We start from the raw sequence: 16,578 nt of genomic DNA on the forward strand, positions 1-16,578 counted from the left end.
CAAAGACTCTATCCATGCCTGCCAATACGCGTCATTGCCGCGAAACGAAATGGTTCCCCTCAGTCTGGCGTCTTTGCCTATTGGCCGGGCTGTGCTTGCCACTGACAGGATGCATCGAAGACCAGATGACGTTGAATCTGGTGGGCTACAACCATACCGACAGGAGCATCCACCGCTATGGCGTCAATGAATATGGGGGCGGTCACCTGCAAGCGCACCGGGGCGGTGGAGGGTTCACCTGCTGCATCAGCATCCCACGCGCCTACAAGCCCGGCATGACGGTAACGGTCTGGGGGAGCGATTGGGATGGAGAGAACGCCATAAAGCGCGTCGTGGAAGTGCCACGGTATGGCCCCGACGAGGGCGGCCGGTTCGCTGTCCATTTCCTGCGCGGCGGCGAGGTCAAGGTGTTCGTCACCATGATGGGCCTCGGGCATCCGGACTATCCGCTCAAGGGTGAGGATGCCGAACTGTGACAAAGACTTCGTCCATGCCTGCGAATGTCCGGTATCGCCGCGAAACGAAATGGTTCCCCTCAGTCTGGCGTCTTTGCCTATTGGCCGGGCTGTGCCTGCCACTGACCGGGTGCACCGAAGACCGGATGACGTTGAATCTGGTGGGCCACAACCATACCAACAGGAGCATCTACAGTTTTGGCGTCAACGAATATGGCGGTGGCTACCTGGGAGCACACCGCGGCGGCGGGGGACATACCTGTTGCATCAGCATTCCACGCGCCTACCGACCTGGGATGACGGTCACTGTCTGGTGGAGTGACTGGGGTGGGGAAAACGCCATGGAGCGCATTGTGGAAGTGCCACGGTATGGACCAGATGAAGGCGGTGCATTTGCCGTGCATTTCCTGCGCAGCGGGGAGGTCAAGGTGTTCGTCACCATGATGGGCTACTGGCATCCCAACTATCCGCTCAAGGGTGAGGATGCCGAACTGTGACAAAGACTTCGTCCATGCCTGCCAATACGCGTCATCGCCGCGAAACGAAATGGTTCCCGTCAGTCTGGCGTCTTTGCCTATTGGCCGGGCTGTGCCTGCCACTGACCGGATGCACCGAAGACCAGATGACGTTGAATCTGGTGGGCTACAACCACACCGACAGGAGCATCTACCGCTTTGGGGTCAACGAGTATGGCGGTGCGTACTTGGGAGCACATCGTGGCGGCGGAAAATTCACCTGTTGTACAAGCATTCCACGCGCTTACAAGCCGGGTATGACGGTAAAGGTCTGGTGGAGCGATTGGGGTGGAGAAAACGCCATGGAGCGCGACGTGGAAGTGCCACGGTATGGCCCCGACGAGGGCGGCCGGTTCGCTGTCCATTTCCTGCGCGGCGGCGAGGTCAAGGTGTTCGTCACCATGATGGGCCTCGGGCATCCGGACTATCCGCTTAAAGGCGACGAAGCCAAATTGTGAAGTACATCCGAGCCTGAGCAATATGCCATACAACCTTACGATACCTGCACCGATGCCTGCGAATGGACAGCGCGAACTTTCGCTACGAGAAACGATGCAGCGAGCGCGGGTAATGGCCTGTGTTTTCAAGCGGGACCCGGCGCAGTGCCAGGGCCAGGTGTTTGTCAGTCTGTTCTTCGATGGCACGGGCAACAACAAGGATTGGAACGAGCCTGGGCTTGGCTGCACACAAGCGGAGGCGAATAAGCACAGCAATGTCGCGCGCCTGTATGACGCGTGCATAGACAAGCCGGAAGAGGGCATCTTCGCCCATTACATTCCGGGCGTCGGCACGCCATTCAAGGAAATCGGCGACTATGGTGGCCCGCTCGGGCTGGGGGCCGGATTTCGCGGTGCCAATCGCATTCACTGGGCGATTCTCAGCGTATTGAATTCGGTGCACTTCTATCTGACACAGGTCGACATGCTCCCAGATCACGTGATGAGAGCCGTCGTATCAGGCATGAGCTATGACCCGAATGATCCCATGCGCAAGCTCGCGTTCAAGACCTGGGAGAACAAACTGGCGAAAGTGGTGGCAGACCGCGAGCGCAAGGTCACGCGGATCAATGTCGCGGTGTTCGGATTCTCTCGCGGCGCCGCCGCAGCCCGCGCATTCGCCCATTGGCTGTTCGAATTTCTTGCGCAGAAAGATGGCGTCTACCGGCTGGCTGGCATACCGATTCGCATCCACTTCATGGGCCTGTTCGATACGGTCGCTGCAGTCGGCATCCCCGACGGCATTCCGGGCGCCGACGGCCATGGTTCCTGGGGCGCCCATATGGCCATCCACCCCGCCATCGAACAATGCGTGCATTTCATCGCCCTGCACGAACAGCGCGGCAGTTTTCCGCTGGAAATGGCGCGTGGCAAGCAGGTGGCTTACCCCGGCATGCATTCAGACGTGGGGGGCGGCTACCGGCCCGGTGATCAAGGCAAGGCGATGCCGGATTGGGGATTGTCACCGCAGTTATCGCAGATACCGCTGATCGACATGCACCACGCGGCGCTCGTCGGCGGTGTGCCGCTGTTGTCATCCGATGAAATCCAGGAGGACCCCGGCCTCGCCCGGGCCTTCCATTGCTCCCCGGACCTGATCGCCACCGTCAATGACTTCTATGCGACCTGTGGCATCGCGCCAAGTGCCACCGGCAAGCCGGCAACGCAAGCCTTCCTCGAGGCGCATACCCATCAGTACCTGCAATGGCGCAGCGGCCTGCACTTGCCGGGCCAGGCGCTGGAGCGACGCCGCTTCTACCAGCGGGCGAGAAAGGACCCCGACCAGATCGACCTGCGTGAAGGGGCCGAGGACTTTGCCACCCACCACCGAAGCTTGCGCGTGGCGATGCGTCCGCCTATTCCCGCAGGAGGCCGCGTAGGCCCGAGCATCGCCAACGCGCCGCGCGTGGATGCCGCCACGGCTCGCCTGCTGGCAGCACTGGAAGCGCCGGGCGCCCTGCCACCAAGCGTGCACAAGCTCATGGACGACTACATCCACGACTCGCGGTGCGCGTTCCGACCCACCGGAAAGATGGAGTCCACGGCGCGGACAAACGGCTACTTCCGCTACCGCACCTTCTTCTAGCGTTGCGTCGGCTGCCTGCATCCACTCCTACATGTTGCGCCGATACTGCCCGCCGACCTCGAACAGCGTGTGCGTGATCTGCCCTAACGAGCACACGCGCACGGCGTCCATCAGCACTGCGAACACGTTCTGGTTGGCGATCACGGCCTGGCGCAGCCGCTCCAGCATCGCCGGGGCGTCCGCCGTGTGGCCCTGCTGGAATTCCGCCAGGCGGTTCAGCTGGCTCTGCTTCTCCTCCTCGCTCGAACGCGCCAGCTCCAGCTTCTGCGGCGTCGGGTCCCCTTCCGGATTGCGGAACGTGTTCACGCCGATGATCGGCAGCCTGCCGTCGTGCTTCAGCTGCTCGTAGTACATCGACTCCTCCTGGATCTTGCCGCGCTGGTAGCCGGTTTCCATCGCCCCGAGCACGCCGCCGCGCTCGGCGATGCGCTCGAACTCCTGCAGCACGGCCTCTTCCACGAGGTCGGTCAACTCCTCGATCAGGAAGCTGCCCTGATTCGGGTTCTCGCACTTCGCCACGCCCCATTCGCGGTTGATGATGAGCTGGATCGCCAGCGCGCGGCGCACCGATTCGCCGGTCGGCGTGGTGATCGCCTCGTCATAGGCGTTGGTATGCAGCGAGTTGCAGTTGTCGTAGATGGCGATCAGCGCCTGCAGCGTGGTGCGGATGTCGTTGAAGTCGATTTCCTGCGCGTGCAGCGAGCGTCCCGACGTCTGGATGTGGTACTTGAGCTTCTGGCTGCGGTCGTTGGCGCCGTACTTGTCGCGCATCGTCACGGCCCAGATGCGGCGCGCCACGCGGCCGAGCACGCTGTACTCGGGGTCCATGCCGTTCGAGAAGAAGAACGACAGGTTCGGCGCGAAGTCGTCGATATGCATGCCGCGCGCGAGGTAGGCCTCCACGTAGGTGAAGCCGTTCGAGAGCGTGAACGCGAGCTGGGAGATCGGGTTCGCGCCGGCCTCGGCGATGTGATAGCCCGAGATCGACACCGAGTAGAAATTGCGCACCTGATGATGGACGAAGTACTCCTGGATGTCCCCCATCACCTTCAGCGAAAACTCGGTGGAAAAGATGCACGTGTTCTGGCCCTGATCCTCCTTGAGGATGTCTGCCTGCACCGTGCCGCGCACGTTCTGGAGCACCCAGGCGCGGATCTTCGATTCCTCGTCGGCGGTCGGCTCGCGGCCGTTGTCGACGCGGAACTTGTCCAGCTTCTGGTCGATGGCGGTGTTCATGAACATCGCCAGGATGGTCGGCGCGGGTCCGTTGATGGTCATCGACACGGACGTGCTCGGACTGGTCAGGTCGAAGCCGTCGTAGAGCACCTTCATGTCGTCGAGCGTGGCGATGCTGACGCCCGAGTTGCCGACCTTGCCGTAGATGTCCGGGCGCAGGTGCGGGTCTTCGCCGTAGAGCGTGACCGAGTCGAACGCGGTGGAAAGGCGCTTGGCGTCCATCCCTTCCGACACCAGCTTGAAACGGCGATTTGTGCGGAATGCGTCACCCTCGCCAGCGAACATGCGGGTGGGGTCCTCGCCCTCGCGCTTGAACGCGAACACGCCGGCCGTGTACGGGAAGCTGCCCGGCACGTTCTCGCGCATCAGCCATTTCAGGATCTCGCCGTCGTCCTCGAAGCGCGGCAGCACCACCTTGCGGATCTTGGTGCCGGAGAGCGTGGTGGTCACCAGCCCCGTGCGGATCTCCTTGTCGCGGATCTTCACCACGTATTCGTCGCCGCTGTATGCCTGCTGCATCTGCGGCCACATCGCCAGCAGCTTGCGCTCCACGGCGCCGAGCGCGGCGTCACGGTCGGCGGCCAGCGTGTCCAGCGCGGCGGTATCGCCGCTGGCGTCGGACTGCTTTAGCATCGCCCCGGCGGCGCGCAGTTGCTGGCGCTCGCGCGCCAGCCGGCTCTGCTCGGCCACGCGGCGATGGTAGGCGCGCACGGTGTCGGCCAGCTCGGCCAGATAGCGGCTGCGCGCCGGCGGCACGATCACGTTCTGGCCAGTCGAGATCCGCCCGCTGGTGGCCGGCAGCACGCCGGGCTTCAGCGCCAGGCCACGCTCGGCCAGGGCGGCGGCCAGCCCCTGATAGAGCATCGTCACGCCATCGTCATTGAAGCGCGACGCCTGCGTGCCATAGACCGGCATCTCGTCGGGCTTGCTGTGCCACTGCTCGCGGTTGCGCTGCACCTGCTTGGCCACGTCGCGCCAGGCGTCCTGCGCGCCCTTGCGGTCGAACTTGTTGATGGCGACGAAGTCGGCGAAGTCGAGCATGTCGATCTTCTCGAGCTGGCTCGCCGCGCCGAACTCGGGCGTCATCACATAGAGCGACAGGTCCACGTGCGGCACGATGGCCGCATCGCCCTGCCCGATCCCGGACGTCTCCACGATCACCAGATCGAAGCGCGCCGCCTTGCAGGCGGCAATCACGTCCGGCAGCGCCTGGGAAATCTCCGAGCCGGCCTCGCGCGTGGCCAGCGAGCGCATGAAAACGTGCGGATGGTTGATCGCGTTCATGCGGATGCGGTCGCCCAGCAGCGCGCCGCCGGACTTGCGCCGCGACGGGTCGATCGAGATCACCGCGACCGACAGCGCGTCCTGCTGGTCCAGCCGGAAACGGCGGATCAGCTCGTCCGTCAGCGACGACTTGCCGGCACCGCCCGTCCCCGTAATGCCGAGTACCGGCGTTGTGGCGGTCTTCGCCTGGGCATGGAGGGTCTCGACCAGCACCGGGTCGGCGCGGCCGTTCTCGAGCGCGGTCATCAGCTGGGCCAGCGCGCGGCGGTCGCCGCCGGCCACGGCATCGAGCGAGGTGGGCGCGTAGCGGGTCAGGTCGATGTCGCAGCGCTGCACCATGTCGGCGATCATGCCGGCCAGGCCCATGCGCTGGCCGTCCTCGGGACTGTAGATGCGCGCCACGCCGTAGGCCTGCAGTTCGCGGATCTCGTCCGGCACGATCACGCCGCCGCCGCCGCCGAACACCTGGATGTGCTCGCCGCCGTGCTCGCGCAGCAGATCGATCATGTATTTGAAGTATTCGACGTGCCCGCCCTGATAGCTGGAGATGGCGATGCCCTGGGCGTCTTCCTGCAGCGCGGCGGTCACCACCTCGTGCACGGAGCGGTTGTGCCCCAGGTGGATCACCTCGCAGCCGTGGGACTGGAGGATGCGCCGCATGATGTTGATCGAGGCGTCGTGGCCATCGAACAATGACGCGGCGGTCACAAACCGCACCTTGTTGGTCGGCGAAGCGGGCGTGGTGGGCGAAATGGGGCCCTTGCCCGTGGCTGCGCGCGGCTTGGGCGCCGCGGTCCTGCTCACATCGGAAAGATCAGTCATTGTCTCCACCGCTCGGATATGTGGCTGGCGTGCCACGCGCCGGCGGTTCTGACGACCGCACTGACGGGGCCGGACGATTATATGACGTTTACGTTAACGTAAGGCAAGGCGGGCAGGAAGGCTGCGCGCCAAGGGTCATGGCGGCATCCTCGCATGGCGGGAGGGATTGGACCAGCGGGGTTGGCCCGGATGGATCGCGGCAGGCACTTGCCCGCCGCGCGGCGTTGCGGAGGCTCAGGCGTGGATCTGCGGGCAGTCGCCGAAGGCGTCCGTCTTGCGGGCGCGCCAGCGGCGCAGCAGTTGCCGGGCGATGGCGGCGGCACGTTGGAGCGAGAGCGGCGCGGGGGTCTCGGCCAGTTGGAAGCGGGCCAGCAGCGACTCGCCCGACAGCCAGACCTGCGCGCCCTCGGGTAGCGCGAAGATGTCGCCCGGCCGCAGCCAGATATCGGCGGCCTGCCCTTCGATGGTCAGCCACAGCCGGCCTTCGAGCACGGCAACGCTCTGGCCATGCCGGACGCGCCAGCTCACGGGCTTGCCCGGTTCATCGAGTTCAAAGGTCCTGAGTTCACGCATGGGGGTCTCCTTGTTCTGCCCGGCGGAGCGGCGTCGATGGTCTACGCGGACGCCTCCGCCACGCTTCCATTATTCATGGCGAGGATTACAATCCCATGCACAGTTCCGAACAGTTTTCGATGAACTGTTCAGTAGTTTTTGCTGACAGTTCGCCGCCACGCCCCGCCGCCCCCGCCATGAAGCTCGTCCTCGACCCCTCCACCGGTGTACCGCTGACCGAGCAGATCGTGCTCGCCGTCAAAGCCTGGATCAGCTCGCGCGAGGCACTGCCCGGCGCCCGCCTGCCATCGATCCGCCAGTTGGCCGCCGAACACAACATCAGCCGCTTCCCGGTTATCGAGGCCTATGACCGACTGGTCTCGCAGGGCCTGCTCGATTCACGGCAGGGCTCGGGCTTCTATGTGGCGGACAGCACGCTGGCCGGCCGCAGCGGCCGGGGCTGGTCCGACCCGAGCCTGGCCGAAGACCTGTCGGTCCATATCATCGACCAGTTCCACCACCCCAGCGGCGCGCTGAAGCTGGCTGGCGGCTTCGTGCCCGAGGAATGGCGCGATGTGGAGGGGCTGACGCAGGCCATCCGCCATATCACCCGGCATGACATCGACAGTGTGATCCACTACGCCACGCCGCTCGGCCACCCGGAGCTGCGCAAGCAAGTGCTCACGCGCGTGCGGCAGGTGGGCGTGCAGGCCGAGCTGTCGCAGGTGCTGATCACCACTGGGGCCAGCCAGGCGCTCGACCTCGTCGTGCGGCACCTGCTCAAGCCTGGCGACACCGTGTTCGTCGAAGACCCCGGCTACTACAACCTGTTCGGCCTGCTGCGGCTGCACGGCGTGCAGCTGGTGGGCGTGCCGCACACCCCGAACGGCCCCGACCCGGAAGCCTGCGAGCGCCTGCTGCGCGACCACAAGCCCAAGCTGTTCTTCACCAACAGCATTCTCCAGAACCCCACTGGCTCCACGCTGACGCCCCCGGTGGCGTTCCGCCTGCTCGAACTGGCGCGCAAGCACAACTTCCGCTTCGTCGAGGACGACATCTTCTCGGACTTCCAGCTCACGTTCACCGACCGGCTGGCCACGCTCGATCAGCTCGAGCACGTCATCTATATAGGCGGATTCTCAAAGACCGTGTCGGCGGCGCTGCGCGTGGGCTACCTCGTGGCCGACAAGGCGCTGGTCAAGGACCTGATCGACGTGAAGGTGTTGACCAGCGTGGCCGGCTCGCATTTCGCCGAAGCCGTGACGGCGACAATGCTGGAACGCGGCGCCTATCGCAAATATGTGGAGCGGCTGCGCGTGCGCACCCGCGAGGTCACCGCCGATGCGGTGAAGATCCTCGGCGAGAGCAACTGGGACGTGTTCTGCGAGCCGGCGGGCGGCAACTTCCTGTGGGCCCGGCCGCGCGGCATGGCCGACTCGCGCGACCTCGTCACGCTCGGCGAGCAGTACGGGATCGCGCTGGCGCCGGGGCACTTCTTCCGCCCGGCCGGCGAGACCACGCCCTGGGTGCGCATCAACTCGGCCTATGCTGGGGAAGCGCGCTCGCGCGCGTTCCTGGCCGATGCCGGATCGCGAGACAGCTAGCCCTCCGCGTCGCCACCGTGGTTGTGCAGCACGGCGTTGCGGCGCGAGTAGGCGAAGTAGACCACCAGCCCGAGCGCGAGCCAGCACAGGAAGGCGACCCACGTCAGCCATTGCAGGTGCGCCATCAGGAACAGGCAGAACCCCACCGCCAGCAGCGGCACCACGGGCACGCCGGGGCAGTGGAAGCCGCGCGGCAGGTCCGGCCGGGTGCGGCGCAGCACCAGGATGGCAATCGAGATCAGCGTGAAGGCTGCCAGCGTGCCGATATTGATCAGCTCGGCCAGCACGTTCAGCGGCACAAAGCCGGCGATGGCGGCGAAGATCAGCCCGACCGTCCAGGTGGCGACGAACGGCGTGGCGTGCACGGGATGGACGGCCGAGAGCGCCTCGGGCAGCAGCCCATCGCGCGACATCGCAAAGATGATCCGCGTCTGCCCGTAGGTCATGACGAGGATCACCGTGGTCATGCCGAGGATGGCGCCGAGATCGACAAACCCCGCCACCCAGTTCTGCCCGGCGTACTGGAGCGCCAGCGACACCGGGTGATCGACCCCCGCGAACTTCGCGTACGGCACGATGCCGGTCATGATGGCGGCCACCACCACATAGAGAATGGTGCAGACCGCCAGCGAGCCGATGATGCCGATCGGCAGGTCCCGGCGCGGGTTGCGCACCTCCTCCGCCGCCGAGGTCACCGCGTCGAAGCCGATGAACGCGAAGAACACCAGCGCGGCGGCGTTGAAGATGCCGGTCATGCCGAACGGCGCGAACGGCTCCCAGTTGACCGGCCGCACATGCCACACGCCCACGACGATAAACAGGAGCACCACGCTGACCTTGATCGCCACCATCACGTTGTTGAGCCGCGCCGACTCGCGCACGCCGTAAGACACCACCCAGGTAATCGCCAGCATGATCAGCACGGCCGGCAGGTTCAGCATGGTCTCCACACCGGGCACCGCCCCCGGCGCCGCCGTGAGCGCCACGGGTAGCCGAATCCCGAATCCGGCCACCAGCGACTGGAAGTACCCCGACCACCCCACCGACACCGCCGACGTGGCCAGCCCATATTCGAGCAGCAGATCCCACCCGATCATCCACGCCACGATCTCCCCCAGCGTGGCGTAGCTATAGGTATAGATCGACCCCGACACTGGGATGGCCGACGCAAACTCGGCATAGCAAAGCGCCGCAAACCCGCACGCCATCGCCGCGATCACGAACGACACCGTCAACGCCGGCCCCGCCGTGAGCGCCCCGGTCCCCGTCAACACGAAGATCCCGGTGCCGATGATGGCGCCAATCCCCATCATCACCAGATCCCCAGGCCCGAGCACCTTGCGCAACCCGTCGTGCGCGCTGACCTCGAGCATGGCATCGATGTTCTTGGTGCGAAACAGACTCATGGCGAGGGCTCCGACGGGGGTGGGTCAGATCATTGTTGTGCTTGGGGACGGTTTGGGGAAGGGGAATATCGGCTGGGTCTCTCGCACGCATTGACTCCCTCTGATGACATTTTCAACATTTCAGTGCGTTGCGCTATGTACTATTGGCCCATGCTGACCCTTGACACAGACGACTTCAAGCTTCAAATCAGGCCGGTTTCCGCGCGGCGTGAGGAACCGGGAGGACCCTATCTCGAATGGATCGATGTCCAGATCGACTTGACTGCCCCGGGCATTCGCGCCGAGGGGGCATGGAGTGTCATGCCTGGGGAATTGCGGCAGTTTCAACAACAGCTGGAGACCATGCAAACCCAACTCCAGGTGGGACAAACAGCCGAGTTGGCAGGTGTTGAAGCTGGCTTTTCGCTGATATTGCGAACGCTTGATCAAGGGCAGATCATTGGCGACTGGCGGTTTCAGCCAGCACCACCCGTTGGCGCATGGATTACAGGGCAATGTGGGCTGGATCAGTCCTTCCTAGGCGAACTTCTGCGAGGGATCGACGCGCTTCTGTCCTTTTCTGGTTGAGCCATCTAGGCTGCCTCAATAAGAAACTGCGGAGTCCACACACCCGCCATTCCGCACTTCTCACCATCACTTCGCCACCGGCATCATGCAGCGCGTGTAGAACCAAGCCAGCCTCAGGCCACTGCAACATTTTCGTTACGAACCCGCGCGGTTTGAGATATCTCAAATGTGTCTGGCCGTTGAACAGCTAGCGTCGATCCTCCTTTTCTGACAGGAGGTAGGTTGCAATGGCTCAGTTGGACGAGATGGAAGGCGTGCGCGTAGTCCTGAGCGCGCCGCAGTTGGCTGCGGTGCTTGCGCATCGCTCGATCAGCCCCGCTGAAACGATGAGCAACCGCCTGTGGGGCGGCCTGGACATCGTCGGCGGCGTGCTGGAGATGGTCGGTGCCGGGGTGCTATGCATCGCACCGGAGCCGACCGGGGTCACCAAGGCAGGTTGCATCGCCTTTGGCATGCATGGCGCCGACACCGCCTGGCGGGGCATGCGGCAGGCATGGCCCGGGCGCGACACGGCAACCCTGACCCAGCGGGGCGCCGCCAAGCTGGCCCACACAATGCGGGCGCCGCCCGATATGGCCAACAACATCGGGCTGTCGCTGGACATCGGCGTAGGCTTCGGGCTTGCGGGGATGTTGAAGGCCGCGCGGGTGGCGAGCATTACGCTGGGGCGCATCAATTTGATGCAGCATGAAGCGAAAACTGCGGGCGGCTTGGGCGGGCATACGATCCTGAAACACATCGGGCAAACTGAAGCCCAATTGCGCGCCCGTTTGGTACGGGAGTCGAAGCGGGGTAGGGTATCGACATTCACCAATCTGCACACTGCCGAATGGGCGATTTCCGACGTCATGCGTCGGGAGCAAAATCGAATAGCGGGATGGGCCGCCACCGGAAAAGGCCGACTGGTCCTCACATCTAGCTTGGGGAAACCTGTAGGGAAAGTGCTGTTTCGGAATTCAGGCAAGATGCATGACGCCACTAGCGTTACTGTAGTGCTGGAACCCGTCAGCTACAACGACATGCCGTTCTATATAGTGACGGCCTATACCGGACTTTGACTCCAGATGGCGACACCCAAATACCCTCAACTTTGGCACCTTATCATCGGCTACTTTAACGAGGACGCGGACATGTGGGGAGAAAATATCGAGGAAATCGTCGAGACCTACATGCGTCAATCGGATCCTGACATGCGCAAGAGCGTGATGCGCGAGATAGAAAACATAAAGGCAGACCACCCTTTCGATCTGGATGCAGCATTTGAGAATCTGTTTGGCGGTGAGCCTGACCCGGCGTTATGGGGTTACACCACGCAATCGTTCCTGAATGAGATTGCAAGGGTGCTTCGACAATAAAAAACGGCAGGGTCAAAATCCTGCCGTTTCGCACTTCTACGACCTTTCCCTACACCCTCACTTCGCCACCGGCATCGTGAATTCGGCGCCCTTGCCGATACTGTCGGGCCAGCGCTGCATGATGCTCTTGTAGCGCGTGTAGAACCGCACGCCTTCCTCGCCGTAGGCGTGGTGGTCGCCGAAAAGGGAGCGCTTCCAGCCGCCGAACGAGTGCCAGGCCATCGGCACGGGAATCGGCACGTTGATGCCCACCATGCCGACCTGGATCTGGCGCGAGAATGCCCGGGCGATGCCACCGTCGCTGGTGTAGCACGACACGCCGTTGCCGAATTCGTGGCGGTTGATCAGGTCCACGGCTTCGGCGAAGTCGTGCACGCGCACCACGGACAGCACCGGGCCGAAGATCTCTTCCTTGTAGATCGTCATGTCCGGCTTCACGTGGTCGAACAGCGTGCCGCCGACGAAGAAGCCGCCGTCGTGGCCGTCCACCTTGTGGCCGCGCCCGTCCGTGACCAGCGTGGCGCCTTCGGCCTCGCCCTTGGCGATGTAGCCCTCGACCTTGGCCTTGTGCACGCCAGTCACCAGCGGGCCCATTTCGGCGTCGGCGTCCATGCCGTTGCGGATCTTCAGCGCGCGGGCGCGTTCGGCCAGGCGCGGCACGAGCTTGTCGGCCACGTCGCCCACCGCCACCGCGACCGAGATCGCCATGCAGCGCTCGCCGGCGGAGCCGTAGGCGGCACCGATCAGCGCGTCCACGGCCTGGTCCAGGTCCGCGTCCGGCATCACCACGAGGTGGTTCTTGGCGCCGCCCAGCGCCTGCACGCGCTTGCCGTGCTTGGTGCCTTCCGTGTAGATGTGCTCGGCGATCGGCGTGGAGCCGACGAACGACAGCGCCTGCACGTCCGGGTGGGCCAGCAGCGCGTCCACGGCGGTCTTGTCGCCCTGCACCACGTTGAACACGCCATCGGGCAGGCCGGCCTGCTTGAGCAGGTCGGCGATCAGCAGGCTTGGCGAGGGGTCGCGCTCGGACGGCTTGAGCACGAAGGTGTTGCCGCAGGCCAGCGCCACCGGGAACATCCACATCGGCACCATCACCGGGAAGTTGAACGGCGTGATGCCGGCCACCACGCCCAGCGGCTGGCGCAGGTTCCAGTTGTCGATGCCGCCGCCGATGTTGTCGGTGAAGTCGGTCTTGAGCAGGTTGGGGATGCCGCAGGCGAACTCCACCACCTCGATACCGCGCGTGACCTCGCCCTTGGCGTCCGAAAACACCTTGCCGTGCTCGCGCGTGATCAGCGCGGCCAGGTCGTCATGATGCTTGTCCAGCAGTTCCTTGAACTTGAACAGGATGCGCGCGCGGCGCAGCGGGGCCAGTTCGGACCATGCCGGAAACGCTGCCTTGGCGGCGGCCACGGCGGCACCGACGTCTTCGGCGCTGCCCAGCGCCACGCGCGCAGCCACCTCGCCGGTGGCGGGGTTGAATACCTCGGCGAAACGGCCGGTACCCTCGGCGGCGGCGCGGCGGACGCTACCGCCGATGTAGTGATGGATTTCGGCGATCTGCCGGTTTTCAGCGATGTTCACTGCGTATTCCTCTCAGTCTGTCTTGGCGAGCCCCTGTACGGGCTTATTGCACGTCGTTCAGCACTTGCCTGACGGTATCGAACAACTGGTCGATCTCCGCCTCGGAAATGATCAGCGGCGGCGAGAACGCCAGGATGTCGCCGGTGTAGCGCACCAGCACGCCGCGCTCGAGGCATTTCAGGAAGGCCTCGTAGGCGCGCGCGCCCGGTTGGCCGGGGCGCGACTCCAGCTCCACGCCGGCCACCAGCCCCAGGTTGCGGATGTCCTTCACATGCGGCGCACCGCGCAGGCCATGCACGGCCGACTCGAACTTCGGCGCCAGTTCGGCGGCACGGCCGAACAGGTTGTCACGCTGGTACAGGTCCAGCGTGGCGATAGCCGCCGCGCACGCCAGCGGATGGCCGGAATAGGTATAGCCGTGCAGCAGCTCGATGCCGTTCGGCGCGCCGGCGTTGACCACGGTGTCGTGCACGTCGCGGCGCACAGCCACGGCGCCCATCGGCACAGCGGCGTTGTTGATGGCCTTCGCCATCGTGATCAGGTCTGGCGTCACGTTGAAGCGCTCGGCGGCGGTGGCGGTGCCAAGGCGGCCGAACGCCGTGATGACCTCATCGAAAATCAGCAAAATGCCATGCTTGCTCGTGATCTCGCGCAGCTTCTCGAGATAGCCGACCGGCGGCACCAACACGCCTGCCGAACCCGCCAGCGGCTCGACGATCACGGCGGCCACGTTCGAGGCATCGTGCAGCGCGATGATGCGCTCGAGTTCATCGGCCAGGTGGGCGCCCCACTGCGGCTGGCCCTTCGAGTACGCAGCCTCGGCGATGTTCAGCGTGGCCGGCAGGTGGTCCGTGCCCGGCATCAGGTTGGCCGACCAGGTCTTGCGATTCGGGCCGATGCCACCCACGGCCATACCGCCGAAGCCCACGCCGTGGTACCCGCGCTCGCGGCCGATGATGCGCGTGCGCTGGCCTTCGCCCCGCGCGCGGTGGTAGGCCAGGGCGATCTTCAGCGCCGTATCGACCGACTCCGAACCCGAGTTCGTGAAGAAAATGCGATCCAGCGTCTTCGGCATGATCGCGGCCAGCTTGGTGGCAGCCTCGAACGAGAGCGGATGGCCCATCTGGAACGGCGGCGCGTAGTCCAGCGTGGCGGCCTGCCGGGCGATGGCATCGACGATTTCCTTGCGGCCATGGCCGGCGGCCACGCACCAGAGGCCGGCACAGCCGTCCAGGACCTTGCGGCCGTCGTGGGTGGTGTAGTACATGCCGCTGGCCGAGGCCAGCAGGCGCGGGGCGGCCTTGTACTGGCGATTGGCGGTGAACGGCATCCACAGGGCATCCATATCGGGGATCACGGTCTTGGCGGCGTCCATACTTTCTCCTCAGCAATCAGGGGTAGGGGGCGCGGAGCGAAGCGCCCCGGCACGGATTCCGGCAACTCTACCGGCGCGGTCGGGCCGCACGAATATACGGTCGGGAGATCGCTGCCTTACCGTACAGTGTAGACAGCCTCGACTGTACAGATAGCGGATTGGGGCGCGAAGCCACACGGCGGCCCGGATCGACGGTGATACGGCGCTTCACCGCTGCACCGCACCAATGGGAAAGGTGCCCGGTCGCGCGGCGCGGTAACCAGTACACTGTACAGGTTTCGCGCCCTGCCGAGTGCCTGATGCTTAACCTGAACCTCGTCCGCAGCCGCCGTGGCGGCGACACCCTGACCGAACAGATCGTGGCCGGCATCGCCGCGCTAGTGGACCGCCGCGCGCTGCGTGCCGGCACCCCCCTGCCCTCGGTGCGCCGCTTTGCGCAGCAGCACAACGTCAGCACGTTCACGGTGGCGGAAGCCTACGGCCGGCTGACCGCGCTGGGCTACCTCGCGGCGCGCCCCGGCTCCGGCTACACGGTGGCGCACCGCCACGCGCCGGCCGGCCATGCCCGCGCGCCCCACTGGGAGGCGCCGGGGCTCAACGCCGCCTGGCTGCTTTCCGATGTGTTCGCCGACCATTCCGTGCCGATCAAGGCCGGCGCGGGCTGGCTGCCGGGCGACTGGCTCAACGAGGAAGGGCTGCACCAGGCCATGCGCAGCGCCGCGCGCGTGCCGGCCGCGCAGGTCTCGGGCTACGGCCATCCCTATGGCTTCGCGCCGCTGCGCGAGCACATCGCCGCGCATATGAGCCAGTACGGCATGCCGGTGCAGGCGCAGCAGGTGGTGCTGACCCAGGGCGCCACGCAGGCGCTGGACCTCGTGGTGCGCACGCTGCTGCGCCCTGGGGACACGGTCCTCGTGGAAGCGCCCTGCTATTGCAATCTATTGCAGATCCTGCGGCTGGCCGGGTTGCGCGTAGTGGGCGTGCCGCGCACGGCGGCCGGGCTCGATACCGACGCGCTCGAAGACGCCATCCGCCAGCACACCCCGCGCGCGCTGTTCGTCAACACGGTGTTGCAGAACCCCACCGGCGCCAGCCTGACGAGCATGAACGCCTTCCGCGTGCTGCAACTGGCCGAACAGCACCGGCTGCTGGTGGTGGAGGACGATATCTACCGCGAACTGGCTCCGGCCGGCTCGCCGATGCTGGCGGCGATGGACGGCCTCTCGCAGGTGGTCTACGTGAACGGATTTTCGAAGACCATCACGCCGTCGCTGCGCGTGGGCTACCTCGCGGCGAGCCCGGATCTGGCGAAGGCTTTCGCGCGGACCAAGATGGCGGTGGGACTGACCTCGTCCGAGGTCACGGAGCGACTGGTGTATTCCGTACTGACCAGCGGCCACTATGGCCGCCACGTGGCGGCTTTGGCCGAACGGCTACGCGCGCAACAGGATCGCGTGACGGAAAAGATGGAAGCGCACGGGCTGGAGGTGCTGCTGCGGCCCGAAGGGGGGATGTTCGCCTGGGCGCGGCTGCGGGGCGACGACGCGCCGCCCGCAAGCCGCCTCGCCACGCTGGCGCTGGACCACGGCATCTGGCTGGCACCGGGCTCGTACTTCGAGCCCGACGAGACCGATTCCCCGTGGATCCGCTTCAACGTGGCGACGAGCGACGCCCCGGCATTGTGGACATTCTTCGAGGCCTGCCGCGCCGGCCAACTGCCGCGCGCGGCCTAGCCTGAGAC

General features: G+C 65.2%; 14 protein-coding genes. 9 read left to right on the forward strand and 5 right to left on the reverse strand.

Features of this window, described 5'->3' with window-relative positions; translation table 11 throughout:
* The first annotated feature begins 14 nt into the window (after nucleotides 1-14).
* From AC1DFU_RS06440 to AC1DFU_RS06455, 4 genes are all read left to right on the forward strand, one after another.
* Nucleotides 15-476 carry a DUF3304 domain-containing protein gene (locus AC1DFU_RS06440; protein ID WP_441591383.1) on the forward strand — a complete coding sequence of 154 codons (462 nt, stop codon included), beginning with the start codon at nucleotides 15-17 and terminating at the stop codon, nucleotides 474-476.
* Nucleotides 477-601: 125 nt separating this feature from the next.
* A complete protein-coding gene (locus AC1DFU_RS06445) occupies nucleotides 602-952 on the forward strand; it encodes a DUF3304 domain-containing protein (RefSeq protein ID WP_222944701.1) in 351 nt (116 codons plus the stop codon).
* A gap of 14 nt (nucleotides 953-966) precedes the next feature.
* Nucleotides 967-1,428, forward strand: coding sequence for a DUF3304 domain-containing protein (locus tag AC1DFU_RS06450; protein WP_313818144.1), 462 nt, complete (start codon nucleotides 967-969; stop codon nucleotides 1,426-1,428).
* Nucleotides 1,429-1,522: 94 nt separating this feature from the next.
* Complete coding sequence (locus tag AC1DFU_RS06455; RefSeq protein ID WP_441591384.1) at nucleotides 1,523-3,052, forward strand: T6SS phospholipase effector Tle1-like catalytic domain-containing protein; 1,530 nt, start codon at nucleotides 1,523-1,525, stop codon at nucleotides 3,050-3,052.
* 27 nt (nucleotides 3,053-3,079) lie between these two features.
* On the opposite strand, the gene icmF is transcribed toward AC1DFU_RS06455, so the two are convergent.
* Together icmF and AC1DFU_RS06465 are read right to left on the reverse strand one after the other, a co-directional pair.
* On the reverse strand, nucleotides 3,080-6,394 hold the full coding sequence (icmF, locus tag AC1DFU_RS06460; RefSeq protein ID WP_441591385.1) for a fused isobutyryl-CoA mutase/GTPase IcmF: 3,315 nt from the start codon (nucleotides 6,392-6,394) through the stop codon (nucleotides 3,080-3,082).
* A 234-nt stretch (nucleotides 6,395-6,628) separates the two neighbouring features.
* The gene (locus AC1DFU_RS06465; RefSeq protein WP_092291522.1) at nucleotides 6,629-6,967 is read right to left on the reverse strand and encodes a DUF2917 domain-containing protein; all 339 of its coding nucleotides are present in this window, start codon (nucleotides 6,965-6,967) and stop codon (nucleotides 6,629-6,631) included.
* Between the two features lie 176 nt (nucleotides 6,968-7,143).
* Here AC1DFU_RS06465 and AC1DFU_RS06470 point away from each other — a divergent pair, with 176 nt between their 5' ends.
* Nucleotides 7,144-8,550: an aminotransferase-like domain-containing protein gene (locus AC1DFU_RS06470; RefSeq protein ID WP_092291520.1), complete on the forward strand. Its 1,407-nt coding sequence runs from the start codon at nucleotides 7,144-7,146 to the stop codon at nucleotides 8,548-8,550.
* Here AC1DFU_RS06470 and AC1DFU_RS06475 read toward each other — a convergent pair.
* A complete protein-coding gene (locus tag AC1DFU_RS06475) occupies nucleotides 8,547-9,956 on the reverse strand; it encodes an amino acid permease (protein ID WP_441591386.1) in 1,410 nt (469 codons plus the stop codon). The two genes, AC1DFU_RS06470 and AC1DFU_RS06475, sit on opposite strands and share 4 nt — an antisense overlap.
* 150 nt (nucleotides 9,957-10,106) lie before the next feature.
* On the opposite strand from AC1DFU_RS06475, the gene AC1DFU_RS06480 reads away from it, so the two are divergent.
* The 3 genes from AC1DFU_RS06480 to AC1DFU_RS06490 all read left to right on the forward strand — a co-directional run bounded on the left by AC1DFU_RS06480 (nucleotide 10,107) and on the right by AC1DFU_RS06490 (nucleotide 11,878).
* Nucleotides 10,107-10,523 carry a WapI family immunity protein gene (locus tag AC1DFU_RS06480; RefSeq protein ID WP_441591387.1) on the forward strand — a complete coding sequence of 139 codons (417 nt, stop codon included), beginning with the start codon at nucleotides 10,107-10,109 and terminating at the stop codon, nucleotides 10,521-10,523.
* Nucleotides 10,524-10,750: 227 nt separating this feature from the next.
* Nucleotides 10,751-11,581 (forward strand): RNase A-like domain-containing protein, encoded by an 831-nt coding sequence (locus AC1DFU_RS06485; protein WP_441591388.1) that lies wholly within the window; start codon nucleotides 10,751-10,753, stop codon nucleotides 11,579-11,581.
* Nucleotides 11,582-11,587: 6 nt separating this feature from the next.
* A complete protein-coding gene (locus tag AC1DFU_RS06490; RefSeq protein ID WP_144199064.1) occupies nucleotides 11,588-11,878 on the forward strand; it encodes a contact-dependent growth inhibition system immunity protein in 291 nt (96 codons plus the stop codon).
* Nucleotides 11,879-11,935: 57 nt separating this feature from the next.
* On the opposite strand, the gene AC1DFU_RS06495 is transcribed toward AC1DFU_RS06490, so the two are convergent.
* Both AC1DFU_RS06495 and aptA read right to left on the reverse strand, forming a co-directional pair.
* Nucleotides 11,936-13,462 (reverse strand): CoA-acylating methylmalonate-semialdehyde dehydrogenase, encoded by a 1,527-nt coding sequence (locus AC1DFU_RS06495; protein WP_441591389.1) that lies wholly within the window; start codon nucleotides 13,460-13,462, stop codon nucleotides 11,936-11,938.
* Between the two features lie 43 nt (nucleotides 13,463-13,505).
* Nucleotides 13,506-14,837 (reverse strand): omega-aminotransferase AptA, encoded by a 1,332-nt coding sequence (aptA, locus tag AC1DFU_RS06500; protein WP_092291512.1) that lies wholly within the window; start codon nucleotides 14,835-14,837, stop codon nucleotides 13,506-13,508.
* 299 nt (nucleotides 14,838-15,136) lie between these two features.
* On the opposite strand from aptA, the gene AC1DFU_RS06505 reads away from it, so the two are divergent.
* Nucleotides 15,137-16,570: an aminotransferase-like domain-containing protein gene (locus AC1DFU_RS06505; protein WP_092291510.1), complete on the forward strand. Its 1,434-nt coding sequence runs from the start codon at nucleotides 15,137-15,139 to the stop codon at nucleotides 16,568-16,570.
* Nucleotides 16,571-16,578: the final 8 nt, after the last annotated feature.

The sequence above is a fragment of the Cupriavidus sp. 10L45 genome (assembly GCF_056395225.1).

Coding starts and splice junctions, on each gene's coding strand:
- AC1DFU_RS06485 (WP_441591388.1), top strand. CDS start 10,751: ATGGCTCAGTTGGACGAGATGGAAGGCGTGCGCGTAGTCCTGAGCGCG.
- icmF (WP_441591385.1), bottom strand. CDS start 6,394: ATGACTGATCTTTCCGATGTGAGCAGGACCGCGGCGCCCAAGCCGCGC.
- AC1DFU_RS06445 (WP_222944701.1), top strand. CDS start 602: ATGACGTTGAATCTGGTGGGCCACAACCATACCAACAGGAGCATCTAC.
- AC1DFU_RS06475 (WP_441591386.1), bottom strand. CDS start 9,956: ATGAGTCTGTTTCGCACCAAGAACATCGATGCCATGCTCGAGGTCAGC.
- AC1DFU_RS06505 (WP_092291510.1), top strand. CDS start 15,137: ATGCTTAACCTGAACCTCGTCCGCAGCCGCCGTGGCGGCGACACCCTG.
- AC1DFU_RS06450 (WP_313818144.1), top strand. CDS start 967: ATGCCTGCCAATACGCGTCATCGCCGCGAAACGAAATGGTTCCCGTCA.
- AC1DFU_RS06465 (WP_092291522.1), bottom strand. CDS start 6,967: ATGCGTGAACTCAGGACCTTTGAACTCGATGAACCGGGCAAGCCCGTG.
- AC1DFU_RS06470 (WP_092291520.1), top strand. CDS start 7,144: ATGAAGCTCGTCCTCGACCCCTCCACCGGTGTACCGCTGACCGAGCAG.
- AC1DFU_RS06480 (WP_441591387.1), top strand. CDS start 10,107: ATGCTGACCCTTGACACAGACGACTTCAAGCTTCAAATCAGGCCGGTT.
- AC1DFU_RS06440 (WP_441591383.1), top strand. CDS start 15: ATGCCTGCCAATACGCGTCATTGCCGCGAAACGAAATGGTTCCCCTCA.
- AC1DFU_RS06490 (WP_144199064.1), top strand. CDS start 11,588: ATGGCGACACCCAAATACCCTCAACTTTGGCACCTTATCATCGGCTAC.
- AC1DFU_RS06455 (WP_441591384.1), top strand. CDS start 1,523: ATGCAGCGAGCGCGGGTAATGGCCTGTGTTTTCAAGCGGGACCCGGCG.
- aptA (WP_092291512.1), bottom strand. CDS start 14,837: ATGGACGCCGCCAAGACCGTGATCCCCGATATGGATGCCCTGTGGATG.